Source organism: Enterococcus sp. AZ071 (genome assembly GCF_050499065.1).
Classification (GTDB): domain Bacteria; phylum Bacillota; class Bacilli; order Lactobacillales; family Enterococcaceae; genus Enterococcus_A; species Enterococcus_A ferrettii.
In genome coordinates this window covers 2,255,043-2,279,316 of the sequence record NZ_JBIPAS010000001.1, presented here as the reverse complement: position 1 = coordinate 2,279,316, position 24,274 = coordinate 2,255,043, and the positions used below count along the sequence as shown (strand labels likewise).

At 43.1% G+C, this 24,274-nt stretch carries 13 protein-coding genes, 25 tRNA genes, 3 rRNA genes, 1 riboswitch and 1 other annotated feature; of the genes, 38 read left to right on the top strand and 3 right to left on the bottom strand.

The genetic code is table 11. The features are described 5' to 3' along the window. The first annotated feature begins 52 nt into the window (after positions 1 to 52). The 37 genes from tilS (at position 53) to IGI49_RS11140 (ending at position 19,193) form a co-directional block, all read left to right on the top strand. A complete protein-coding gene (gene tilS, locus IGI49_RS11320; protein WP_429964559.1) occupies positions 53 to 1,393 on the top strand; it encodes a tRNA lysidine(34) synthetase TilS in 1,341 nt (446 codons plus the stop codon). 12 nt (positions 1,394 to 1,405) lie between these two features. Further along, on the top strand, positions 1,406 to 1,951 hold the full coding sequence (gene hpt, locus IGI49_RS11315; RefSeq protein ID WP_429964558.1) for a hypoxanthine phosphoribosyltransferase: 546 nt from the start codon (positions 1,406 to 1,408) through the stop codon (positions 1,949 to 1,951). Between the two features lie 85 nt (positions 1,952 to 2,036). After that, positions 2,037 to 4,112: an ATP-dependent zinc metalloprotease FtsH gene (gene ftsH, locus IGI49_RS11310; RefSeq protein WP_207701533.1), complete on the top strand. Its 2,076-nt coding sequence runs from the start codon at positions 2,037 to 2,039 to the stop codon at positions 4,110 to 4,112. A gap of 154 nt (positions 4,113 to 4,266) precedes the next feature. Further along, positions 4,267 to 5,154, top strand: a complete 888-nt coding sequence (gene hslO / locus IGI49_RS11305) for an Hsp33 family molecular chaperone HslO (protein WP_429964557.1) — start codon at positions 4,267 to 4,269, stop codon at positions 5,152 to 5,154. Between the two features lies 1 nt (position 5,155). Further along, positions 5,156 to 6,163: a tRNA dihydrouridine synthase DusB gene (dusB, locus tag IGI49_RS11300; protein ID WP_429964556.1), complete on the top strand. Its 1,008-nt coding sequence runs from the start codon at positions 5,156 to 5,158 to the stop codon at positions 6,161 to 6,163. 120 nt (positions 6,164 to 6,283) lie between these two features. Then, a complete protein-coding gene (gene lysS / locus IGI49_RS11295) occupies positions 6,284 to 7,747 on the top strand; it encodes a lysine--tRNA ligase (RefSeq protein ID WP_429964994.1) in 1,464 nt (487 codons plus the stop codon). A gap of 519 nt (positions 7,748 to 8,266) precedes the next feature. Further along, positions 8,267 to 9,825 (top strand): 16S ribosomal RNA (locus tag IGI49_RS11290). A gap of 252 nt (positions 9,826 to 10,077) precedes the next feature. Beyond that, positions 10,078 to 12,989, top strand: a 23S ribosomal RNA gene (locus IGI49_RS11285). A 65-nt stretch (positions 12,990 to 13,054) separates the two neighbouring features. Then, positions 13,055 to 13,170: ribosomal RNA gene (gene rrf, locus IGI49_RS11280) — 5S ribosomal RNA — on the top strand. The 16S, 23S and 5S rRNA genes sit together here with 25 tRNA genes alongside, the layout of an rRNA operon. A gap of 7 nt (positions 13,171 to 13,177) precedes the next feature. Then, positions 13,178 to 13,250: transfer RNA gene (locus tag IGI49_RS11275), tRNA-Val, on the top strand. A 3-nt stretch (positions 13,251 to 13,253) separates the two neighbouring features. Beyond that, positions 13,254 to 13,326 (top strand) — tRNA-Lys (locus tag IGI49_RS11270). 9 nt (positions 13,327 to 13,335) lie between these two features. After that, a tRNA-Leu gene (locus IGI49_RS11265) sits at positions 13,336 to 13,417 on the top strand. Positions 13,418 to 13,427: 10 nt separating this feature from the next. Next, positions 13,428 to 13,500, top strand: a tRNA-Thr gene (locus tag IGI49_RS11260). A gap of 6 nt (positions 13,501 to 13,506) precedes the next feature. Continuing rightward, positions 13,507 to 13,578 (top strand) — tRNA-Gly (locus IGI49_RS11255). Between the two features lie 24 nt (positions 13,579 to 13,602). Next, a tRNA-Leu gene (locus IGI49_RS11250) sits at positions 13,603 to 13,688 on the top strand. A 15-nt stretch (positions 13,689 to 13,703) separates the two neighbouring features. Then, positions 13,704 to 13,777: transfer RNA gene (locus tag IGI49_RS11245), tRNA-Arg, on the top strand. Between the two features lie 3 nt (positions 13,778 to 13,780). Next, a tRNA-Pro gene (locus tag IGI49_RS11240) sits at positions 13,781 to 13,854 on the top strand. Between the two features lie 9 nt (positions 13,855 to 13,863). Then, positions 13,864 to 13,936, top strand: a tRNA-Ala gene (locus IGI49_RS11235). A gap of 25 nt (positions 13,937 to 13,961) precedes the next feature. Further along, a tRNA-Met gene (locus IGI49_RS11230) sits at positions 13,962 to 14,035 on the top strand. 13 nt (positions 14,036 to 14,048) lie between these two features. Continuing rightward, positions 14,049 to 14,122 (top strand) — tRNA-Ile (locus IGI49_RS11225). Between the two features lie 15 nt (positions 14,123 to 14,137). Further along, positions 14,138 to 14,227, top strand: a tRNA-Ser gene (locus IGI49_RS11220). Positions 14,228 to 14,242: 15 nt separating this feature from the next. Continuing rightward, positions 14,243 to 14,316: transfer RNA gene (locus IGI49_RS11215), tRNA-Met, on the top strand. 17 nt (positions 14,317 to 14,333) lie between these two features. Continuing rightward, positions 14,334 to 14,406: transfer RNA gene (locus IGI49_RS11210), tRNA-Asp, on the top strand. A 3-nt stretch (positions 14,407 to 14,409) separates the two neighbouring features. Further along, positions 14,410 to 14,482: transfer RNA gene (locus tag IGI49_RS11205), tRNA-Phe, on the top strand. A 7-nt stretch (positions 14,483 to 14,489) separates the two neighbouring features. Continuing rightward, a tRNA-Gly gene (locus IGI49_RS11200) sits at positions 14,490 to 14,560 on the top strand. Between the two features lie 14 nt (positions 14,561 to 14,574). After that, a tRNA-Ile gene (locus IGI49_RS11195) sits at positions 14,575 to 14,648 on the top strand. Positions 14,649 to 14,668: 20 nt separating this feature from the next. Beyond that, a tRNA-Glu gene (locus tag IGI49_RS11190) sits at positions 14,669 to 14,740 on the top strand. A gap of 11 nt (positions 14,741 to 14,751) precedes the next feature. Next, positions 14,752 to 14,841: transfer RNA gene (locus IGI49_RS11185), tRNA-Ser, on the top strand. A gap of 15 nt (positions 14,842 to 14,856) precedes the next feature. Then, a tRNA-Met gene (locus tag IGI49_RS11180) sits at positions 14,857 to 14,930 on the top strand. Between the two features lie 17 nt (positions 14,931 to 14,947). Further along, positions 14,948 to 15,023, top strand: a tRNA-Asp gene (locus IGI49_RS11175). 1 nt (position 15,024) lies between these two features. Then, positions 15,025 to 15,095: transfer RNA gene (locus IGI49_RS11170), tRNA-Gly, on the top strand. A gap of 14 nt (positions 15,096 to 15,109) precedes the next feature. Further along, positions 15,110 to 15,183: transfer RNA gene (locus IGI49_RS11165), tRNA-Ile, on the top strand. 24 nt (positions 15,184 to 15,207) lie between these two features. After that, a tRNA-Ser gene (locus IGI49_RS11160) sits at positions 15,208 to 15,295 on the top strand. 11 nt (positions 15,296 to 15,306) lie between these two features. Beyond that, positions 15,307 to 15,378 (top strand) — tRNA-Glu (locus tag IGI49_RS11155). Between the two features lie 128 nt (positions 15,379 to 15,506). Next, positions 15,507 to 15,589, top strand: a riboswitch (SMK box riboswitch). After that, positions 15,587 to 16,777, top strand: a complete 1,191-nt coding sequence (metK, locus tag IGI49_RS11150; RefSeq protein ID WP_429964555.1) for a methionine adenosyltransferase — start codon at positions 15,587 to 15,589, stop codon at positions 16,775 to 16,777. (Overlaps the previous riboswitch by 3 nt.) A gap of 102 nt (positions 16,778 to 16,879) precedes the next feature. Then, positions 16,880 to 18,352, top strand: coding sequence for an MDR family MFS transporter (locus IGI49_RS11145; protein ID WP_429964554.1), 1,473 nt, complete (start codon positions 16,880 to 16,882; stop codon positions 18,350 to 18,352). Between the two features lie 55 nt (positions 18,353 to 18,407). After that, complete coding sequence (locus tag IGI49_RS11140) at positions 18,408 to 19,193, top strand: alpha/beta hydrolase (protein ID WP_429964553.1); 786 nt, start codon at positions 18,408 to 18,410, stop codon at positions 19,191 to 19,193. Here the strand turns inward: IGI49_RS11140 and IGI49_RS11135 are convergent. Genes IGI49_RS11135 through IGI49_RS11125 form a run of 3 tightly spaced genes read right to left on the bottom strand, consistent with a single transcriptional unit; the run spans position 19,190 to position 21,376 of the window. Further along, the gene (locus tag IGI49_RS11135) at positions 19,190 to 19,765 is read right to left on the bottom strand and encodes a class I SAM-dependent methyltransferase (protein WP_429964552.1); all 576 of its coding nucleotides are present in this window, start codon (positions 19,763 to 19,765) and stop codon (positions 19,190 to 19,192) included. The genes IGI49_RS11140 and IGI49_RS11135 overlap by 4 nt on opposite strands. Then, positions 19,740 to 20,720 carry a TIGR01212 family radical SAM protein gene (locus IGI49_RS11130; protein WP_429964993.1) on the bottom strand — a complete coding sequence of 327 codons (981 nt, stop codon included), beginning with the start codon at positions 20,718 to 20,720 and terminating at the stop codon, positions 19,740 to 19,742. The genes IGI49_RS11135 and IGI49_RS11130 overlap by 26 nt, the downstream gene beginning before the upstream one ends. Next, complete coding sequence (locus IGI49_RS11125; RefSeq protein ID WP_429964551.1) at positions 20,720 to 21,376, bottom strand: phosphatase PAP2 family protein; 657 nt, start codon at positions 21,374 to 21,376, stop codon at positions 20,720 to 20,722. The genes IGI49_RS11130 and IGI49_RS11125 overlap by 1 nt, the downstream gene beginning before the upstream one ends. 133 nt (positions 21,377 to 21,509) lie before the next feature. Then, positions 21,510 to 21,703, top strand: a binding site (T-box leader). A 50-nt stretch (positions 21,704 to 21,753) separates the two neighbouring features. Here IGI49_RS11125 and leuS point away from each other — a divergent pair. Further along, positions 21,754 to 24,267, top strand: coding sequence for a leucine--tRNA ligase (leuS, locus tag IGI49_RS11120; protein WP_429964550.1), 2,514 nt, complete (start codon positions 21,754 to 21,756; stop codon positions 24,265 to 24,267). Positions 24,268 to 24,274 lie beyond the last annotated feature (7 nt).

Sequence of the window (24,274 nt, the reverse complement as noted above, 5' to 3'; positions counted from 1 at the left end):
GATTAGCTGAAATTCATCGTGAATTTCAGCTTTTTTCAATAGGAGAGACGAAATGGAACAGAAGTTTTTGCAACGTAATCCTGAACTTCAAACGGTAGAACGAATTTTAGTGGCAGTTTCTACTGGGGTAGATTCTATGGTTCTTTTACGATTGTTAGAAAAATTGAGCACACGTACTGGTTTGAAGATTGGTGTAGCTCACGTGAATCATCAATTAAGAAAGGAATCTGCTAAAGAAGCGATTTTTTTGAAAAACTATTGCTACGAGCATCACCACGAATTTTATGAAAAAAAATGGGAGACGCTACCTGAATCAGGTATTGAAGTTAAAGCTCGTGATTTTCGCTACACCTTTTTTGCCGAAGTGATGAAAGAAGCGGGTTTTCCATTGCTTTTAACGGCTCATCATGGAGACGATCAAATTGAAACGATGTTGATGCGTTTTACTCGAGGTGGAAGTTTATTAAGCCACGCAGGGATGCAGCGGAGACGTTCATTTGGTGATGGAACATTATTTAGGCCGTTATTATCTTTTTCAAAGCAAATGCTAGTTAATTATGCTTTAAAAGAAGAAGTTCCCTATTTTGAGGATTCAAGTAACGCTACTTTACGGTATGCTAGAAATCGTATTAGACATCAAGTGTTGCCTGTATTGAAAGAGGAAAATCCAAAACTTTTAGAACATAGTCAACAATTTCAGCAGCAGTTAACGTGGGCAGAAGATGGACTGCGAGGCGCTCTAAAAGAAAATTTAAACAATGTTGTTTACCAAAAACAACGATGGCGTTTTATACAAAAGGATTTACCATCTGAAGAGGGTTTACGTTATTATTTTTTGGCTTTCTTATTTGAAGAAATTTACCAGGAGACTCAATTGGTGGTCTCACAACGACAGCTTTTCCAATTGGTCCATTTATTCAGTAATGGAGAAGCTCAATGGAGTATGGATTTAGGAGAGAAGTGGCAGTTCTCCGCCAGTTATCAAACATATACGATAGCCAAAGAGAACGTTACTATTCAAGAAATCTATTCATTGAATAGTAACGAAACTATAGAATTATCTCCCAATGAGCAGTTAGTCTTAAAAAAGGATGGAAGTATTGAACGAAATGGGGACTATTCTGCAGTTCTCCCAACAATGGTTCGATTGCCTTTGATTGTAAGAAGAAGAGAACCGGGTGATCGAATTCAGCTTGCTGAAAATTTAAGAAAAAAGGTTAGTCGTTATTTTATCGATGAAAAAATCCCTCGAAATAAAAGAGAGCAAGCGTGGGTCGTCACGGACGCTGGAGGAGAAGTTCTAAGCGTCATCCCCTTTGTTAATTCCTATTTGAGTATTGGGAATGAAACTGATAGAATACACTACATACTGGACTATTATTTGTATCATTGAAAGGAGCCTCTCATGCAAGGAAAGGATATTGAAAGAGTCTTAATAGATCGGGCTGAAATTCAACAACGTTGTGCTGAATTAGGCAAAGAATTAACGAAGGATTATGTAGACAAAAATCCATTAGTGGTTGGTATTTTAAAAGGGGCTGTTCCGTTCATGGCGGACATTGTTCGTGAGATCGACACTTATTTGGAATTAGATTTCATGGATGTATCGAGCTATGGAAATCAAACAGTTTCCTCAGGTGAGGTAAAGATCATCAAAGATTTGGATACGAATGTTGAAGGACGCGATTTGTTGATTGTAGAAGACATCATCGACAGCGGCCGTACACTTCATTATTTGGTTGAATTGTTTAAATACCGCAAAGCCAAATCAGTAAAAATTGTTACACTGTTAGATAAACCGGAAGGTCGTATTGTTGATATTGAAGCTGACTATATTGGTTTTAATGTGCCAAATGAATTTGTAGTAGGATATGGCTTGGATTATGCTGAAATTTATCGTAATTTGCCATATGTCGGTATTTTGAAACCTGAAGTTTATCAATCAAATTAGTGACAGGAACAATTCACATTATGATATACTATAAAGGTCAGGATTGATAAAATTTTAAGAAAGCAACAATACGAGGAGGAAACGTATGAATAAAAACCCAAAGGGGGCTAAAAATGCTCTCTATTATATCCTCGTCATCTTGGCTATGGTCATGGTTGTGTATTTCCTTTTTGGAGACAATCGTACCCAATCGCCAGATATCGAGTATTCCACTTTCACTGAACAGCTAAAAGAAGGAAAAATCAAAGAATTCAGAATTCAGCCAGCGAGTGGGGTTTATAAAATCACTGGGGAATACAATGAACAGCAAGAAGTAGCTAATACTGGTGGTTTGAACATCATTGGTTCAACTGAAAGTTCAACTACACATTTTAGTACTATTGTATTGCCAAATGATTCTACATTAAGTGAAGTGACTAAACTTGCTAGCGAAAATGGAATCAAAACAGAAGTGCAAGAGGAATCCAGCAGTGGCATGTGGGTAACCTTACTTGTGAGCTTCTTACCGATCTTACTGATGGTTTTCTTCTTTTACATGATCATGGGTCAACAAGGTGGCGGCGGTGGCGGCAATGGCCGTGTCATGAACTTTGGCAAGTCAAAAGCTAAAGAAGCTGACAAGAAAGCCAATCGTGTACGCTTCTCCGATGTAGCCGGTGCAGAAGAAGAGAAACAAGAATTAGTAGAAGTAGTAGAATTCCTAAAAGATCCACGACGCTTCGTTGAATTGGGCGCTCGTATTCCAGCAGGTGTACTGTTGGAAGGACCTCCCGGAACAGGTAAAACCTTACTTGCAAAAGCAGTAGCTGGTGAAGCAGGGGTCCCATTCTATTCAATCTCTGGTTCTGATTTTGTGGAGATGTTTGTTGGGGTCGGTGCAAGCCGTGTCCGTGACTTGTTTGAAACTGCGAAGAAAAATGCACCTGCGATCATCTTTATTGATGAAATTGATGCTGTCGGTCGTCAACGTGGAGCTGGCATGGGCGGCGGTCACGATGAACGTGAACAAACTTTGAATCAATTATTAGTTGAAATGGATGGATTTGATGGCAATGAAGGTGTTATTGTTGTTGCTGCAACGAACCGTTCAGATGTATTAGACCCAGCACTGTTGCGCCCAGGGCGTTTTGACCGTCAAATTTTAGTTGGTCGACCTGACGTCAAAGGGCGTGAAGCCATTCTACGAGTGCATTCTCGTAACAAACCATTGGCAGATGACGTTGATTTGAAGGTTGTTGCACAACAAACGCCAGGTTTTGCTGGTGCAGATTTAGAGAATGTCTTGAATGAAGCAGCATTAGTTGCTGCTCGTCGTAATAAGAAGAAAATTGATGCTTCAGACGTGGACGAAGCAGAAGATCGCGTAATTGCAGGACCTGCTAAGAAAGACCGAGTTATTAGTAAGCATGAACGTGAAATGGTGGCTTATCATGAAGCAGGACACACCATTATTGGTATGGTCTTGAATCGCGCTCGTGTTGTTCACAAAGTAACCATTATTCCTCGAGGACGCGCCGGCGGTTACATGATCGCCTTGCCAAAAGAGGATCAAATGTTGATGTCTAAAGAAGATATGTTTGAACAAATTGTTGGTTTACTAGGTGGACGTACTGCCGAAGAAATCGTGTTTGATGCTCAAACAACGGGTGCTTCTAATGACTTTGAACAAGCTACTGCTTTGGCTCGAAGTATGGTGACGGAATATGGAATGAGTGATAAGCTTGGACCAGTTCAATATGAAGGCAATCACCAAGTGTTCGTTGGTCGGGATTACGGTCAAACTAAGGCCTATTCTGAACAAGTAGCTTTTGAAATTGATCAGGAAGTTCGTAAGATTTTGATGGAGGCTCACGATAAGGCTCGTCAGATTATTGAAGAACATCGTGAACAACACAAATTAATTGCTGAAAAACTATTAGAATTTGAAACTTTAGATGCTAAAGCAATTAAGTCATTGTTTGAAACTGGTCAAATGCCAGAAGGACAAGGTAGCCTTTATCCTAGCGAAAGAACTCAAGCCCAAACTTTTGAGGAAGCAAAACGTGCGTTAGAAGAAAAAGATGCTGAAAAGCAAGCTCTGGATGAAAAGAAACATAATGATCCAAATGGCGATGATGAACCAATCGAATCACCTGACGATACAAGCGACAATGAACAATAATTTTTGAGAGAAGCATGCCTTAGCTGGCATGCTTTTTTGTATTTCTTTTAAAGTGGTACTGGGAAGTTGAAAAAAAGTGTAAGTCCTAGTATGATGCAATCACGAGTAAGATTGTCTATAGGAAAGGCAGCAACAAGGATAAGGAGAAAAAGAAATGACTGATTATTTAGTAAAAGCGTTAGCTTATGGAGGCTTTGTGCGGGCTTACGCAGTAGATGCAACGGAGACAGTTGCTGAGATGCAGCGCCGTCATGATACTTGGAATACTGCGTCAGCAGCGCTAGGTCGTACAATGATTGGAGCACTAATGTTGGGTGCTACCTTAAAAGGTGATGACAAATTAACGGTAAAGATAAATGGTAATGGACCTGCTGGTGGAATTATTGTTGACAGTAATGGCAAGGGAGATGTGAAAGGTTATATTAAAAATCCGCATCTTAGTTTGCCATTAAATGAAGTTGGCAAGATTGATGTTCGTGGAGCGGTAGGAAACGAAGGGATGTTTACTGTTATTAAGGATTTGGGTTTAAAGGAACCTTTCTCTGGTCAGACGCCAATTGTTTCTGGAGAAATTGGTGAAGATTTCACCTACTATTTAGCTGTCTCTGAACAAACACCTTCTGCTGTTGGGGTGTCAGTATTAGTTGATACAGATGATTCGATTAAAACGGCTGGTGGATTTATGATTCAGATTATGCCTGGTGCTAATGATGAAGTGATCGATCAAATTGAAGAACAATTAAAAGAAACTGCTCGAATTTCCTCTCTGTTAGATCAAGGTCAAACGCCAGAAGAAATTCTGCAAGGACTTTTGGGGACTAATGATATAGAGTTTCTGGAAAAGATGCCTGTCCGGTTTAAATGCGATTGTTCAAAAGAAAAATTTGGAGCAGCGATAATTAGCTTAGGGCCTGATGAAATTCAAGCAATGGTTGATGAAGATCATGGTGCTGAAGCAGTTTGTGCTTTCTGTAATAATAAATATGAATACAGTGAAGCAGATCTCATGGAATTAAAACGAGAAGCAATGGGGGAAAAATAGAGTGAAGCCGTTAAACGGAACCTGGAAAATCGGTAACGTAGAAATACCCAATCGAATTGTAGTAGCGCCAATGGCTGGTATTACAAATGCTGCATTTCGTGTGACTGTTAAAGAGTTTGGAGCTGGTTTAGTTGTTTGTGAAATGATCAGCGATCAAGGTATTCATTTTCGCAATAAAAAAACGTTAGATATGCTGTACATCGATGAAAGAGAGCATCCCTTGAGTATACAAATCTTTGGTGGAAGTAAAGAATCATTGGTTGAAGCGGCGCTTTTTGTACAAGAGAATACGAAAGCAGATATAATTGATATCAATATGGGATGCCCTGTTAATAAGGTTATTAAAGCCGAAGCTGGAGCCAAATGGTTGCTAGATCCGGACAAAGTCTATGAAATGGTGCACGCGGTTTCTTCAGCTGTTGATATTCCGGTTACTGTCAAAATGCGCATCGGTTGGGATAGTAAACATGTTTTCGCTACTGAGAACGCCCTCGCTGCGCAAAGTGCAGGGGCTTCAGCGATAGCGATGCATGGTCGTACAAGGGTTCAAATGTATGAAGGTCGTGCTGATTGGGATATATTGACAAATGTTGCAAATCAATTGACCATTCCCTTTATTGGGAATGGGGATGTTCGAACACCTGAGGATGCAAAACGCATGATTGAAGAGGTGGGTGCAGATGGCGTAATGATCGGACGTGCTGCGCTAGGGAATCCATGGATGATTCATCGCACGCAACATTATCTAGAAACTGGTGAATTAATTGATGAACCAACACCAAGGGAAAAAATTAATACTGCGAAATTACATTTAGCACGTTTAGCAGATTTGAAAGGTGAGAAAATTGCCTGCCGTGAGTTCCGTCAACATGCGAGCTACTATCTAAAAGGAATTTCACGTGCAGCTAAAGTAAAAGTGGCGATTAATCAAACAGAAGAGAAACAAGTGATTGTGAATATTTTAGACCAATTAGTGGAATCGCTAGAAGCAAAGCAAAAAATTAGTTAATCTTTCAAGCCGAATTCTCTATTCGGCTTGATTTTTTATGGATAGATTGGCATTATAAGGAAGAGTACCTACATTAAAGGAGGAAAATTCGTGACTGATGAACAAAACAGCTTAGCGGAAATGAATGATCAAATGCGTGTCCGCCGCGAAAAAATGGAGGCTATTCGCGAAGAAGGCATGGATCCATTTGGGAAACGCTATGAGCGTACAGCAAATTCACAAGAATTACATGAAAAATATGACAGCAACACAAAAGAAGAATTGCATGAGTTGGCATTAACTGCTAGTGTTGCAGGTCGAATGATGACCAAACGGGGTAAAGGAAAAGCAGGATTTGCACATTTGCAAGATCGTGAGGGTCAGATTCAAATTTATGTTCGTAAAGACGAAGTTGGAGATGAAAATTACGAAGTATTTAAACGTGCAGATTTAGGTGATTTTTTTGGTGTTAGCGGTGAAGTAATGAAGACAAACACAGGTGAGGTCTCAATCAAAGCAAAAGAAATTACATTACTCACAAAGTCTTTACGTCCAATGCCTGAAAAATATCATGGATTGACGAATGTAGAACAGCGGTATCGCCAACGCTATTTAGATTTGATTAGCAACCGTGAAAGTTTTGATCGTTTTATGAGACGGAGTCAAATTATTAGCCAAATTCGACGCTATTTAGATGGTCTAGGTTATATTGAAGTAGAAACTCCAGTTTTGCACAATGAAGCTGGTGGAGCTACTGCGCGTCCATTTATTACACACCATAATGCATTAGATATAGATCTTTATTTGCGTATCGCTTTAGAATTACATCTGAAAAGACTGATTGTCGGCGGTATGGAAAAAGTTTATGAAATTGGGCGTGTTTTCCGTAATGAGGGGATTGATACTACTCACAATCCAGAGTTTACGATGATGGAAGTATATACTGCTTACACTGATTATCAAGATATTATGAACCTGACTGAAGGCATTATTCGTGATGCAGCCAAAAATGTTTTAAATGAAACAACAATTACCTATGACGGAGCATCAATTGATTTGGGTAGTGAGTTCAAACGGATTCACATGGTAGATGCGGTTAAGGAGCGAACAGGTGTAGATTTTTGGAAAGAGATGTCAATTGATGAGGCACGAGCTGCAGCGAAAGAGCATAACGTCGAAATCAATGAAAATATGGAAGTTGGACATATCCTCAATGAATTTTTTGAAACCTTTGTTGAAGAGACTTTGGAACAACCGACTTTTGTGTATGGTCATCCGGTAGAAGTCTCACCACTGGCTAAGAAAAATGACGAAGATCCACGTTTCACTGATCGTTTTGAATTGTTTATTGTGGGGCGCGAGTTTGCTAATGCTTTTACAGAGTTAAATGATCCAATTGATCAAAGAAAACGTTTTGAAGCACAAGAAAAAGAAAAAGAGCAGGGGAATGACGAGGCTCACGGTGTAGATGAAGACTTTCTTGAAGCTTTAGAATATGGAATGCCACCTACTGGAGGTTTGGGAATTGGAATTGATCGCCTAGTTATGCTTTTAACAGATGTGCAATCAATTCGTGACGTTTTACTATTTCCTACAATGCGCTAAAAAATTTAACTGATTTACTTGTAAGCGAGTAGATCAGTTATTTTTTTGTTATTTACGAACGAATATCAAGTTAAATAGTAGTAACGGTCGTTTATGAAAAAAAGTTAAAAAAAGTTGCGTTTTTCGTTGACCAGAGCCAATTATGTTGGTATATTATGTATTGTTCCAAAACGAACAATATACGTTCAAAAAAAAAATAAAAAAGTCGTTGACAGATGACTGTAAATCAGTTATTCTATCAAAGTCGCATCTGAATGACTCAAACAAATCTAAAAAACTTCATCGAAAAAAGTTTAGAAAGTTGTTGACATTGAGTTGGCAACCTGATAAGATTTAAGAGTTGCTGATGCAACAAGAAACAGTTGATTTTATCAAGTAGACCTTTGAAAACTGAACGAATAAAACAAACCAAATGTGTAGGGCGCTTCTATTATTATAGAAGCAAACAACATAGCAAGCAATTGCTAGCGAATCAATTTTTAAATTGAGCTTAACAGTCGCAAGACTGTTTCAAACACTTTTTATGAGAGTTTGATCCTGGCTCAGGACGAACGCTGGCGGCGTGCCTAATACATGCAAGTCGAACGCTTTTTCTTCCACCGGAGCTTGCTCCACCGGAAGAAAAGGAGTGGCGAACGGGTGAGTAACACGTGGGTAACCTACCCTCGAGCGGGGGATAACACTTGGAAACAGGTGCTAATACCGCATAACAAAGAAAACCGCATGGTTTTCTTTTGAAAGGCGCTTTTGCGTCACTCGAGGATGGACCCGCGGTGCATTAGCTAGTTGGTGAGGTAACGGCTCACCAAGGCAACGATGCATAGCCGACCTGAGAGGGTGATCGGCCACATTGGGACTGAGACACGGCCCAAACTCCTACGGGAGGCAGCAGTAGGGAATCTTCGGCAATGGACGAAAGTCTGACCGAGCAACGCCGCGTGAGTGAAGAAGGTTTTCGGATCGTAAAACTCTGTTGTTAGAGAAGAACAAGGGTGAGAGTAAAAAGTTCACCCCTTGACGGTATCTAACCAGAAAGCCACGGCTAACTACGTGCCAGCAGCCGCGGTAATACGTAGGTGGCAAGCGTTGTCCGGATTTATTGGGCGTAAAGCGAGCGCAGGCGGTTTCTTAAGTCTGATGTGAAAGCCCCCGGCTCAACCGGGGAGGGTCATTGGAAACTGGGAAACTTGAGTGCAGAAGAGGAGAGTGGAATTCCATGTGTAGCGGTGAAATGCGTAGATATATGGAGGAACACCAGTGGCGAAGGCGGCTCTCTGGTCTGTAACTGACGCTGAGGCTCGAAAGCGTGGGGAGCAAACAGGATTAGATACCCTGGTAGTCCACGCCGTAAACGATGAGTGCTAAGTGTTGGAGGGTTTCCGCCCTTCAGTGCTGCAGCTAACGCATTAAGCACTCCGCCTGGGGAGTACGACCGCAAGGTTGAAACTCAAAGGAATTGACGGGGGCCCGCACAAGCGGTGGAGCATGTGGTTTAATTCGAAGCAACGCGAAGAACCTTACCAGGTCTTGACATCCTTTGACCACTCTAGAAATAGAGCTTCCCCTTCGGGGGCAAAGTGACAGGTGGTGCATGGTTGTCGTCAGCTCGTGTCGTGAGATGTTGGGTTAAGTCCCGCAACGAGCGCAACCCTTATTGTTAGTTGCCATCATTTAGTTGGGCACTCTAGCGAGACTGCCGGTGACAAACCGGAGGAAGGTGGGGATGACGTCAAATCATCATGCCCCTTATGACCTGGGCTACACACGTGCTACAATGGGAAGTACAACGAGTCGCGAAGTCGCGAGGCTAAGCTAATCTCTTAAAGCTTCTCTCAGTTCGGATTGTAGGCTGCAACTCGCCTACATGAAGCCGGAATCGCTAGTAATCGCGGATCAGCACGCCGCGGTGAATACGTTCCCGGGCCTTGTACACACCGCCCGTCACACCACGAGAGTTTGTAACACCCGAAGTCGGTGAGGTAACCTTTTGGAGCCAGCCGCCTAAGGTGGGATAGATGATTGGGGTGAAGTCGTAACAAGGTAGCCGTATCGGAAGGTGCGGCTGGATCACCTCCTTTCTAAGGATAAGCTAGGATGCAGCAATGCAGCCTAGCGTTACGGAAGACTACACAGGCTTGTTTTTATTCGTTCAGTTTTGAGAGGTTTACTCTCAAAACATTTCGTTCATTGAAAACTGGATACAGAAAATAAACAAACAAACCGAGAAAAAACACCGCGTTGAATGAGTTTTTAATCGTTCAATTGCTTTTTTATTGATCGGACTTCTATCGCTAGAAGAGAAGATCAAGAACCAACCGTAAGGTTGATAAGGTTAAGTGAATAAGGGCGCACGGTGGATGCCTTGGCACTAGGAGCCGATGAAGGACGGGACTAACACCGATATGCTTCGGGGAGCTGTAAGTAAGCTTTGATCCGGAGATTTCCGAATGGGGAAACCCAACATCTTTGATAGGATGTTACTTTTCAGTGAATACATAGCTGATTAGAGGTAGACGCAGAGAACTGAAACATCTAAGTACCTGCAGGAAGAGAAAGAAAATTCGATTCCCTGAGTAGCGGCGAGCGAAACGGGAAAAGCCCAAACCAAGATGCTTGCATCTTGGGGTTGTAGGACTCCGATATGGTAGTTTATTCAAATAATCGAAGGACTTGGAAAAGTCTGCGAGAGAGGGTAAAAGCCCCGTAGATGAAATTTGGATAGCACCTAGGAGGATCCTGAGTACGGCGGAACACGAGGAATTCCGTCGGAATCCGGGAGGACCATCTCCCAAGGCTAAATACTCCCTAGTGACCGATAGTGAACCAGTACCGTGAGGGAAAGGTGAAAAGCACCCCGGAAGGGGAGTGAAATAGATCCTGAAACCGTGTGCCTACAACAAGTCAAAGCCCGTTAATGGGTGATGGCGTGCCTTTTGTAGAATGAACCGGCGAGTTACGATTACTTGCGAGGTTAAGTCGAAAAGACGGAGCCGCAGCGAAAGCGAGTCTGAAATGGGCGAATGAGTAAGTGGTCGTAGACCCGAAACCATGTGATCTACCCATGTCCAGGTTGAAGGTGCGGTAAAACGCACTGGAGGACCGAACCCACGTACGTTGAAAAGTGCGGGGATGAGGTGTGGGTAGCGGAGAAATTCCAAACGAACTTGGAGATAGCTGGTTCTCTCCGAAATAGCTTTAGGGCTAGCCTCAGAGTGAGAATGATGGAGGTAGAGCACTGTTTGGACTAGGGGCCCATCTCGGGTTACCGAATTCAGATAAACTCCGAATGCCATTCATTCATCTCTGGGAGTCAGACTGTGAGTGATAAGATCCATAGTCGAAAGGGAAACAGCCCAGACCACCAGCTAAGGTCCCAAAATGTATGTTAAGTGGAAAAGGATGTGGGGTTGCACAGACAACTAGGATGTTGGCTTAGAAGCAGCCACCATTTAAAGAGTGCGTAATAGCTCACTAGTCGAGTGACCCTGCGCCGAAAATGTACCGGGGCTAAACATACTACCGAAGCTGTGGATCGTACCAATGGTACGATGGTAGGAGAGCGTTCTAAGGGCGTTGAAGGCAGATCGTGAGGACTGCTGGAGCGCTTAGAAGTGAGAATGCCGGTATGAGTAGCGAAAGACAGGTGAGAATCCTGTCCACCGTATGACTAAGGTTTCCTGGGGAAGGCTCGTCCGCCCAGGGTTAGTCGGGACCTAAGCCGAGGCCGAAAGGCGTAGGCGATGGATAACAGGTTGATATTCCTGTACCCGTTGTTTTTGTTTGAGCAATGGAGGGACGCAGTAGGCTAAGGAATCAGACGATCGGAAATGTCTGTCCAAGCAATGAGTCTTGAGGTGAGTCAAATGCTTACTTCTTTAAGGACAAGTTGTGACGGGGAGGGAAATAACAGTACCGAAGTTCCTGATGTCACACTGCCAAGAAAAGCTTCTAGTGAGAAAACAACGGCCCGTACCGTAAACCGACACAGGTAGTCGAGGAGAGCATCCTAAGGTGAGCGAGCGAACTCTCGTTAAGGAACTCGGCAAAATGACCCCGTAACTTCGGGAGAAGGGGTGCTGATCTAACGATCAGCCGCAGTGAATAGGCCCAAGCGACTGTTTATCAAAAACACAGGTCTCTGCAAAATCGAAAGATGACGTATAGGGGCTGACGCCTGCCCGGTGCTGGAAGGTTAAGAGGAGTGCTTAGCGTAAGCGAAGGTACGAATTGAAGCCCCAGTAAACGGCGGCCGTAACTATAACGGTCCTAAGGTAGCGAAATTCCTTGTCGGGTAAGTTCCGACCCGCACGAAAGGCGTAACGATTTGGGCACTGTCTCAACGAGAGACTCGGTGAAATTTTAGTACCTGTGAAGATGCAGGTTACCCGCGACAGGACGGAAAGACCCCATGGAGCTTTACTGCAGTTTGATATTGAGTGTCTGTACCACATGTACAGGATAGGTAGGAGCCTTAGATGCCGGGACGCCAGTTTCGGCTGAGGCAATGGTGGGATACTACCCCTGTGTTATGGCCACTCTAACCCACAGCCCTAAACGGGCTGGGAGACAGTGTCAGATGGGCAGTTTGACTGGGGCGGTCGCCTCCTAAAGAGTAACGGAGGCGCCCAAAGGTTCCCTCAGAATGGTTGGAAATCATTCGCAGAGTGTAAAGGCACAAGGGAGCTTGACTGCGAGAGCTACAACTCGAGCAGGGACGAAAGTCGGGCTTAGTGATCCGGTGGTTCCGCATGGAAGGGCCATCGCTCAACGGATAAAAGCTACCCTGGGGATAACAGGCTTATCTCCCCCAAGAGTCCACATCGACGGGGAGGTTTGGCACCTCGATGTCGGCTCGTCGCATCCTGGGGCTGTAGTCGGTCCCAAGGGTTGGGCTGTTCGCCCATTAAAGCGGCACGCGAGCTGGGTTCAGAACGTCGTGAGACAGTTCGGTCCCTATCCGTCGCGGGCGTTGGAAATTTGAGAGGATCTGTCCTTAGTACGAGAGGACCGGGATGGACTTACCGCTGGTGTACCAGTTGTCTCGCCAGAGGCATCGCTGGGTAGCTATGTAGGGAAGGGATAAACGCTGAAAGCATCTAAGTGTGAAGCCCACCTCAAGATGAGATTTCCCATTTCTTTAAGAAAGTAAGATCCCTGAGAGAAGATCAGGTAGATAGGTCAGAAGTGGAAGTGCAGTGATGTATGGAGCGGACTGATACTAATCGATCGAGGACTTAACCAAAAAAACTCGGGAGAGTTTATTTTCTGATCCAGTTTTGAGTGAGCGAAGTTTACTCAAGTAAATAGTGTGGTGGCGATGGCAAGAAGGATACACCTGTTCCCATGCCGAACACAGAAGTTAAGCTTCTTAGCGCCGATTGTAGTGAAGGGTTTCCCTTTGTGAGAGTAGGACGCCGCCACGCAACCCATGGGGGTTTAGCTCAGCTGGGAGAGCATCTGCCTTACAAGCAGAGGGTCAGCGGTTCGAACCCGTTAACCCCCATATGAGCCGTTAGCTCAGTTGGTAGAGCATCTGACTTTTAATCAGAGGGTCACAGGTTCGAGCCCTGTACGGCTCATAAGTGTATGCGGGTGTGGCGGAATTGGCAGACGCACCAGATTTAGGATCTGGCGCCTTCGGGCGTGGGGGTTCAAGTCCCTTCACCCGCACTTAGAGAAAGCCGGCTTAGCTCAGTTGGTAGAGCATCTGATTTGTAATCAGAGGGTCGAGGGTTCAAGTCCTTTAGCCGGCATCAAATGCGGAAATAGCTCAGTGGTAGAGCACCACCTTGCCAAGGTGGGGGTCGCGGGTTCGAACCCCGTTTTCCGCTTTCCTAAAGACCAGGGGAAAAGACGCCGGGGTGGCGGAACTGGCAGACGCACAGGACTTAAAATCCTGCGGTAAGTGATTACCGTACCGGTTCGATTCCGGTCCTCGGCATTTAAATAGAATTTTGCGCCCATAGCTCAACTGGATAGAGTGTTTGACTACGGATCAAAAGGTTAGGGGTTCGACTCCTCTTGGGCGCGTTACGGGAAGTAGCTCAGCTTGGTAGAGCACTTGGTTTGGGACCAAGGGGTCGCAGGTTCGAATCCTGTCTTCCCGATTAATTGATGGGGCCTTAGCTCAGCTGGGAGAGCGCCTGCTTTGCACGCAGGAGGTCAGCGGTTCGATCCCGCTAGGCTCCATTTCAATTTTTATATTAGTCATTTTCGCGGTGTAGCTCAGCTGGCTAGAGCGTCCGGTTCATACCCGGGAGGTCGGGGGTTCGATCCCCTCCGCCGCGATTTTATCGAGCCTGGACCTTTAGCTCAGTTGGTTAGAGCAGACGGCTCATAACCGTCCGGTCGTAGGTTCGAGTCCTACAAGGTCCATTGCGGCTTTCTCATGGAGGATTACCCAAGTCCGGCTGAAGGGAACGGTCTTGAAAACCGTCAGGCGGGTAAAACCGTGCAAGGGTTCGAATCCCTTATCCTCCTTTTTAATAATATTACCGCGGGGTGGAGCAGTCTGGTAGCTCGTCGGGCTCATAACCCGAAGGTCGTAGGTTCAAATCCTGCCCCCGCAATTTAAAAACTAAAAACTGGTTCCGTGGTGTAGGGGTTAACATGCCTGCCTGTCACGCAGGAGATCGCGGGTTCAAATCCCGTCGGGACCGTTTGGCTCGGTAGCTCAGTTGGTAGAGCAATGGATTGAAGCTCCATGTGTCGGCAGTTCGATTCTGTCCCGCGCCATTTGATTGCGGGTGTAGTTTAGTGGTAAAACCACAGCCTTCCAAGCTGTTGTCGCGAGTTCGATTCTCGTCACCCGCTTTAGTTTTTATTAAGGGCCTATAGCTCAGCTGGTTAGAGCGCACGCCTGATAAGCGTGAGGTCGATGGTTCGAGTCCATTTAGGCCCATTCCCTTTTATAATCATTCTGGCCCGTTGGTCAAGCGGTTAAGACACCGCCCTTTCACGGCGGTAACACGGGTTCGATTCCCGTACGGGTCATTTTATCAATTGGAGGATTACCCAAGTCCGGCTGAAGGGAACGGTCTTGAAAACCGTCAGGCGGGTAAAACCGTGCAAGGGTTCGAATCCCTTATCCTCCTTTTTAATAATATTATCGCGGGGTGGAGCAGTCTGGTAGCTCGTCGGGCTCATAACCCGAAGGTCGTAGGTTCAAATCCTGCCCCCGCAATTTAAAAACTAAAAACTGGTTCCGTGGTGTAGGGGTTAACATGCCTGCCTGTCACGCAGGAGATCGCGGGTTCAAATCCCGTCGGGACCGCCATGCGGGTGTAGTTTAGTGGTAAAACCACAGCCTTCCAAGCTGTTGTCGCGAGTTCGATTCTCGTCACCCGCTTTAGTTTTTATTAAGGGCCTATAGCTCAGCTGGTTAGAGCGCACGCCTGATAAGCGTGAGGTCGATGGTTCGAGTCCATTTAGGCCCATTAAAAATCATCATTTTGGTTTTTGGGGAAGTACTCAAGTGGCTGAAGAGGCGCCCCTGCTAAGGGTGTAGGTCGGGAAACCGGCGCGAGGGTTCAAATCCCTCCTTCTCCGTTCTTTATAGTGGCCCGTTGGTCAAGCGGTTAAGACACCGCCCTTTCACGGCGGTAACACGGGTTCGATTCCCGTACGGGTCATAAGATGCTGAAAAGCATCTTTTTTTTGTGCTTTTGGAATTTGAATTGCGTTTTTGTTCCCAATTTTTGAATCTTTTTGGAGAATTATCAAAAAAGTGGTGTAACTTGTCGTTTTTCTGTTATAATCAGGTCGTTGCAAGTTCCCGATAGGCTCTAGTAATTGATAGAGGTGCCTTGTAACCGAATAATAATTAGGGGGAATAGAAAAATGAAAGAACGTCGTTTATTTACTTCTGAATCTGTTTCAGAAGGACATCCGGATAAGGTTGCTGATCAAATTAGTGACGCAATTCTAGATGCAATTTTAACAAAGGATCCAAAAGCTCGTGTAGCTTGCGAGACGTCTGTTACTACTGGATTGGTTTTAGTATTTGGTGAAATATCAACTACTGCCTATGTTGATATTCAAAAGGTTGTTCGTGAAACAATCAAGCGAATTGGATATACCCAATCTAAATATGGTTTTGACGGAGACACGGTAGCAGTCTTGGTAGCAATTGATGAGCAGTCTCCAGACATTGCTCAAGGTGTTGATGAAGCGTTGGAGATACGTGGAAAAGATCAGAATTTAGATGAAATCGGTGCTGGAGATCAAGGGTTAATGTTTGGTTTTGCAGTTGATGAAACACCTGAATTGATGCCTTTACCTATTTCATTGAGTCATCATTTGGTGAAACGATTGGCTGATTTGCGTAAGTCTGAAGAAGTGGCTTATTTAGGTCCAGATGCTAAATCGCAAGTAACGGTTGAGTACGATGAAGAAGGAAAACCATTACGTGTGGATACAGTTGTTATTAGCACTCAACATACTGAAGAGGTTGATAATGCTACCATTCAAAAGGATGTCATGGAAAAAGTAATCAATCATGTCATTCCTGCCAGTTTACTGGATAAAAAAACACGTTACTTCATTAATCCAACAGGTCGCTTTGTAATCGGCGGGCCTCAAGGAGATGCTGGATTAACTGGCCGTAAAATCATTGTTGATACGTATGGCGGTTATTCTCGTCATGGTGGTGGTGCATTTTCTGGTAAAGATGCAACAAAGGTTGATCGTTCAGCTTCTTACGCAGCACGTTATATCGCGAAAAATATAGTTGCAGCTGGTTTAGCTGAAAAAGTAGAAGTTCAATTGGCTTATGCGATTGGTGTCGCGCAACCTGTTTCTATTTCAGTCAATACTTTTGACACAGCTTCAGTTTCTGAAGAGAAACTGATTGAAGCGATTCGTGAGAACTTTGATTTGCGTCCTGCGGGCATTATTGAAATGTTAGATTTGCAGCGTCCGATCTATAGTCAAACAGCTGCTTACGGGCATTTTGGCCGAACAGATATAGAGCTTCCTTGGGAGCAAACAGATAAAGTTGATGCATTAAAGAAAAGCTTAAACATAAAATAAAATCGTACAGACGTAGAAAATAAATCTATGGAGTAAAGAGGCGGTTTCTGTTGATCATCTTGATCAGTAGGACCGTCTTTTTTCTGTTAATAGGAGGGGAAAATGGAAAGAAAAACGAATAAAAAATTAGTAACTACTGGAATTTTTATAGCTACTTTTATGACTGCAATTGAAGGAACGATTGTTACTACTGCAATGCCAACGATTGTCGGTTTGCTTCATGGCATGGAGATTATGAACTGGGTATTTTCAATTTATTTATTAACCAATGCGATGATGACACCGATTTATGGTAAGCTTGCGGATAAAATAGGTCGTAAGCCTATTTTTATTGCAGGGATTATTATTTTTGTTTTAGGATCGGCTTTATGCGGATTTTCGAATAGCATGATGACCTTAATTATTTCCCGAGCAATTCAGGGAATTGGTGCTGGAGCGATTATGCCAGTAGCCTTAACCATCATTGCGGATATGTATGAGTTTGAGCAGCGAACAAAAATTTTGGGTTTAAATAATGCTGCATGGGGAATTTCTAGTGTACTGGGACCTTTAGCGGGAGGATTTATTGTTGATACAATTGGCTGGCATTGGATTTTCTTTATTAATGTGCCAATAGGGATTGGTCTGATTTTCTTGATGCAATACTTTTTAGTGGAAGAGAAAAGGGAAAAGAGCACCAAAGAAATGGACTTTTTCGGCAGTATTTCGTTGATGTTGACGTTGGTAAGCTTATTGCTTGGGTTTCAGTTTTTAGGTGATAAGGGCATAAGTTCACAGGTAATAATTCTGTTTTTACTAACACTAGTTTTTGGAGGGACGTTCGTTTTTGCAGAGAAACGTGCAGAGGACCCCGTGATTGATTTGAGTTTGTTTAGGAATACGGCTTTTATGCTAGTGAATGGTGTAGCTTTCTTAATTAGTGGGTTTTTGATGGGTTTGGATGTCTACATTCCGATGTGGATGCAAGGTGTTTTGGGTAAATCTGCTGCAATTGGTGGATTGGTCATGGCCCCGTTATCAATCATTTGGATGGTGGGTTCCTTTTTATCTGGTCGCTTGTTGGTTCGTATGGCTGCAAAACGAGTATTGGCTATCGGTTTGATGGTCATCATGCTAGGGGCAGCAACCTTGCTGATTTTACCGATTCATAGTCCGTTTTGGTTATTCTTCATTATTTCGGGTGTGTTGGGCTTGGGTTATGGTTTGTCGTTAACTACAACAACCGTTGAGGCACAAAATAGCGTTCCGCAAAATGAGGTTGGAGTGGCTACTTCATTCAATACCTTGTCGCGAACGATTGGACAAACAGTCATGGTTTCAATTTTTGGAATTATTATGAATATTCAAATCGCTCACAGACTACCGACCGTTGGTGTGATCGGTGATCCTGATATTATGAATAAGTTGATTAATCCTCATACGGCAATGCAAATTGAACCCATGCTGCGTGAGAAATTAAGAGGAGTTTTGTTTAATGGTTTGCATCTCGTTTATCTGGCAGGGTTGATTTTGATCATTTTAGCGTTTGTTTTTACATTATCGGTTGGCAAAAAGCGAGAAAGTGATACACTATAAAAAAGGATTTTAGCCCTGTTCGATGAAAGAGCGAGCTGAACAAGGAGGAAAAGGAATGGCTTTCTTGCAAGTAAATGTTTATTCCAACGTATTGGAAATGGAAGTATCAATGAATGTACTGTTGCCGCAAACTACCCATAAAAAAATCGGAACCGTAACGCAGGGAGTAACTGAAGATGTACCGGTTTTGTACTTGCTTCATGGGATGGGCGGCAATCATAGTGTTTGGGAACGCCGAACCTCCATTGAACGTTATGCATCTATTTATCAATTGGCGGTGGTTATGCCATCGACTGATTTAGGTTTTTATACGGATACAACTTATGATATGAATTATTGGACTTTTTTATCTGAGGAGTTGCCAAAGATCGTACATGAGCTGTTTCCTCAGATCACTTATAAACGGGAAAAGACTTATGCTGCTGGTTTATCTATGGGTGGCTATGGTGCATTAAAGTTAGGTCTGCGTAAACCAGAAATGTTCGCAGCAGTGGCTTCTTTATCTGGAGCATTGATTTTGAATAACGTTGATGCTCTATTAACAACCCGCAAAGCTGCTTACTGGGAAGGAATTTTTGGTCCGTTAGATCAAATCAAGGGTTCAGCTAATGATCCAATGACTATGGTTGAAGAGTTGGCAGCAAGCAAAGATGAAGCACCTCACTTCTTTTTAGCTTGTGGTACAGAGGATTTCTTATATCCTGCTAGTCAGTTTATGGCGGCAAAGTTAGCGGAAAAGGATTGGGCTGTTACCTTTGAAGATGGTCCAGGAGAACATAATTGGATATTTTGGGATCATTGGATTCAACGAGTATTAGAATGGATGCTAAAAGGCAACTAGGAATTTCCTAGCTGCCTTTTTTTTTCTACACAAACCAAAATAGGGGGATTATTTTTTTGATTGATGAATTGATAGGTAAGAACGCTATAGTTTTCTTGCGGCAAGTTTGTGCAATAATCGAGTACGGCATTCTTTTCCTGATTCCCTCCATCATGGCCGTAGTAAATGACTAAAATCATTCGACCACCAGAAGATAGACGTTTCAAAATGGCTTTCATCGCTTGCTTAGTTGTATCAGGTAAAGTGATAATTTTCTTGTCACTGCTAGGTAAATAACCGAGATTGAAAATGGCTGCTTGAATTGGCTGACTTTCAGCGATTGTGGTTTCAATGGTTTCGTGTCCAGCTAAGAAAAGCGAAGAACGGGTAATCAATGCACCTAACTTTTCTTCGGTTTTAGTTAAGGCTTGCTCTTGAATATCAAAAGCATAAACCTGTCCATCGTTTCCTACTAATTCAGCCAAAAAAAGTGTATCATTGCCGTTTCCCATGGTGGCATCAATGACGTGATCACCAGGTTTAATAATTTCTTTGAGTAGGGTATGACTATAGCGTAAGGCTGTTTGCAGCATGGCTATTCTCCTGTCTAGCATTGAACTTTCCTTGATAAGAATTTCGCCAAAGCATTTCTTGATCGATAGCATTTAGAACTTCCCATTTTTTGAGACTCCACATAGGTCCCACTAAGGAATCCCAGGGTGCATCCCCTGTTAAGCGATGGATGATAATCTCCTCAGGTATCATTTCCAACTGATCACAGATAACAGAAACGTAATCTTCTCGAGTCATCAGTTGCAGCTTGCCTTCAGCATAATCGCGCAACATACGAGTGTTACGCATCAGATGCAACAGGTGAAGTTTAATTCCTTGAATATCGGAATCTAAAATGGTCCGCTTTACATTTTCTCGCATCATTTCCAGCGACTCTCCCGGCAATCCATTAATTAAGTGAGTGCATACATTGATGTTATGCTTGCGTAATCGAGCAACTGCATCGGTATAAGTAGAATAATCATGGGCACGATTGATTGCATTGCTAGTTTCCTCAAAAGTTGTTTGCAGGCCCAGTTCGACCCATAAATACATTCGTTGGTTCAACTCAGCTAAATATTCCACTACCTCGTTTGGCAAACAATCAGGACGGGTCCCTACTGAAAGACCCACGACACCAGGTAAATTAACGACCTGCTCAAAACGTTCGCGAATGACTTCGACAGGGGCATGTGTATTAGTAAAATTTTGAAAATAGACAATGTATTGATTGACGCTTGGCCATTTCAAATGCATCATATCAATTTCTTTTTGAAACTGTAGTGGCAAAGGGTCACTGGGAGCAACAATCATGTCACCAGATCCAGAGACACTGCAAAAGGTGCAACCACCATGAGCAGCAGTACCATCACGGTTTGGGCAATCAAATCCGCCATCTACTGGAACCTTAAAAATTTTTCCACCGAATTCTTGACGCAGGGCATAATTCCAAGAGTGATAACGTTTGGTGGGATCATCCGTATAGGTAAACACAATTATTTCCTCCCAATGGTTTTTAAATCGTAAACTAATTTTTGTTGGCGGTAATAAGGATAGGTGAACAGCAGCCAGCTAATTCCTAGTAAAAAACCACCTAATACGTCGGTTGGGAAATGAACACCCAAATAAATCCGACTTACTCCGATACCAAGGATCAATAAACCCAATAAAATTTGCAGAGCATACTGCCAAAATTTATTTTTGATAAATAGTCCTGTTGTAAAAATTAGTGTTCCGTACAAAATCATACTAGTTACTGAATGACCACTTGGAAAGCTGTAGCTATGTTCAGTGACCATATGAGGTAGAATGGTCGGGCGTGCACGTTGAAAGAATAACTTTAACAGCTGATTAACGACACCACTGATAATTACTAAGTTAGCACCTAACCAAATTGCTGTGATCCTTTCTTGGCTAAACCAGAATAATCCTAAAAATACAGCGGCCAAGATAACAATAGTCAAAGGGTTGGCAAATTTTGTTACCCATAGAAAAAATGTATCCATGGCAGGTGCCAGACTGTGAACACCTTGGATAATAGTCTCATCAAAGCCCTTCAAGGTTGTTGGATAAAAACGCACAATGTAGCAAAGTGCAGCAAACAGCAGCAACGTGAAGCTGCCAGCTAAATGATAATAAGGTTTATTTTTCATGATAATTCCTTTCTATACTAAACGCCATTTATTATACCATGAGCCTAAAGAGGCTTTAGCGATTTTTCTGATTCTTAAAAAGGAATTAAATTGAATTTATCAAGGGAATCTGCTAAGATGAAACTACTTGAATACTGATGCGTTGACAAGGAGTAGTAGAAGTTTTGGCATTTCAGAGAGTACGCGGTTGCTGTGAGTGTACATGCAAGGCCTTTGAACTTACCTTTGAGCATGATCAATAGGATCCGGTAAAGTGACCGTTATCTCTTTGAGGTTTGGCGTAAGCCAGATAAACATAGGTGGTACCACGTTTTCAACGTCCTATAGAAGATTGGCTTCTATAGGACTTTTTTTAATACAAATTAGGAGGAAGAGCAGTGAGTTACAATCATAAAGAGATTGAAAAGAAATGGCAGAAATACTGGGCTAAGCACAATGTCTTTAATACCCATGATGATCCAGAGAGTCCCAATTTCTATGCATTAGACATGTTTCCCTATCCATCAGGACAAGGCTTGCATGTAGGCCATCCTGAAGGCTATACGGCAACGGATATTATTTCACGCATGAAACGAGCACAAGGCTTTAATGTGCTTCATCCAATGGGGTGGGATGCCTTTGGTTTGCCAGCAGAACAATATGCATTAGATACCGGCAATGATCCGGCTGAATTTACTAAGAAAAATATTGAAACTTTCAAGCGTCAGATTAACTCATTAGGCTTTAGTTATGACTGGAACCGCGAACTTAATACGACTGATCCAGAATATTATAAATGGACACAATGGATTTTTGAGCAAATGTATGAAAAGGGCTTGGCTTATGAGGCGGAAGTTCCCGTGAACTGGGTACCTGAATTGGGAACAGTTATTTCTAATGAAGAAGTAATTGATGGTAAAAGTGAACGTGGCGGATACGATGTTGTTCGTAAGCCAATGCGTCAATGGATGCTTAAGATCACGGCTTATGCTGATCGTCTATTAGATGATTTAGAATTGGTTGACTGGCCAGAAAACATTAAAGAAATGCAGCGCAATTGGATTGGACGCTCAATTGGCGCCAATGTGACCTTTAAAGTTGCGAATTCAGAAGAAGAATTCACCGTTTTCACAACTCGTCCTGATACTTTATTTGGAGCTACTTATGCAGTGTTAGCACCAGAGTTGGATTTAGTTGGAAAAATTACAACACCTGAGCATCAAGAAGCAGTAGAAGCTTATAAAGTCGAAGCAGCGAAAAAATCGGAGCTGAATCGAACGGATTTGGCTAAAGAAAAAACAGGTGTCTTTACCGGAGCTTATGCTATCAATCCAGTTAATGGCAAGGAAATTCCGATTTGGATTGCAGACTATGTATTAGCTTCTTATGGTACTGGTGCGATCATGGCGGTTCCTGCTCATGATGAACGTGACTATGAATTTGCTAGAACATTTGGCTTAGAGATTGTTCCTGTTTTAGCAGGTGGTGACATTGAACAAGAAGCCTACACTGGCGATGGGGAACATATCAATTCTGATTTCCTTAATGGGTTGGATAAACAGGAAGCAATTGACAAAATGGTTGCTTGGCTGGAAGAACATAACTGCGGTAAAAAAGAGGTCAGCTATCGTTTGCGGGATTGGTTGTTCTCCCGTCAGCGCTACTGGGGTGAACCAATTCCTGTAATTCATTGGGAGGATGGCACTACAGGATTAGTTCCTGATTATGAGCTGCCATTGATCCTGCCTAAAACGGAGAATATTCAACCAAGCGGAACTGGTGAATCGCCGCTGGCTAATATCGAGGAATGGGTCAATGTTGTTGATCCTGAGACAGGAATGAAGGGTCGCCGAGAAACCAATACGATGCCGCAATGGGCGGGCAGCTCTTGGTATTTCTTGCGTTTTATTGACCCTCATAACAAAGAAACCTTAGCGGATTTTGAAAAGCTGGAACGTTGGATGCCAGTTGATCTTTATATTGGCGGGGCTGAGCACGCAGTATTGCATTTGTTATATGCTCGTTTCTGGCACAAATTCTTGTACGATATCGGTGTGGTTCCAACAGAAGAACCATTCCAAAAACTGTACAATCAAGGAATGATTTTGGGACAAAGTTTCCGTGATGAACGTGGGGCATTAGTTCCGACCAATCTGGTTGAAAAAGGTGACGGTGGCTGGTTCAACGTGGAAACTGGTGAAGAGCTGGAAGAAGCTCCAGCGAAAATGAGTAAATCATTGAAAAACGTCGTCAACCCAGATGATGTCATTCAAAAATATGGTGCCGATACGTTGCGTACCTATGAAATGTTCATGGGACCATTAGATGCGGCCATTCCATGGAGCGAAAATGGATTAGAAGGCAGCCGCAAATTCTTGGATCGAGTATGGCGCTTGATTGTTGACGATCAAGGGAAGATGCGAGATCACATTACTAAGATTAATGACGGAAAATTGACGAAAGTCTACAATCAAACCGTTAAAAAAGTGACGGAAGATATCGAGAATCTGCATTTCAATACGGCTATTTCTCAATTGATGGTCTTTGTTAACGAAGCTTATAAAGTAGATGCCTTAACCTACGAATACGTAGAAGGTTTTGTTCAGTTGTTGGCACCAATTGCACCGCACATTAGTGAAGAACTATGGCAAATTCTAGGACATGAAGAAGGAATTTCTTATGTTCCTTGGCCAATTCATGATGAAGAAGCTTTGGTGGAAAATGAAATTGAAGTAATCCTTCAGGTGAACGGTAAAGTCCGCAGTAAGCTGACCGTAGCGGTTGATCTGGAGAAAGAAGAACTAGAAAAACTAGCTATGGCTGACGAAAACATTTTGCGCAATATTGAAGGCAAATCTGTTCGTAAAGTGATCGTGGTACCAAATAAATTAGTCAACATTGTGGCTAATTAAACAAAAA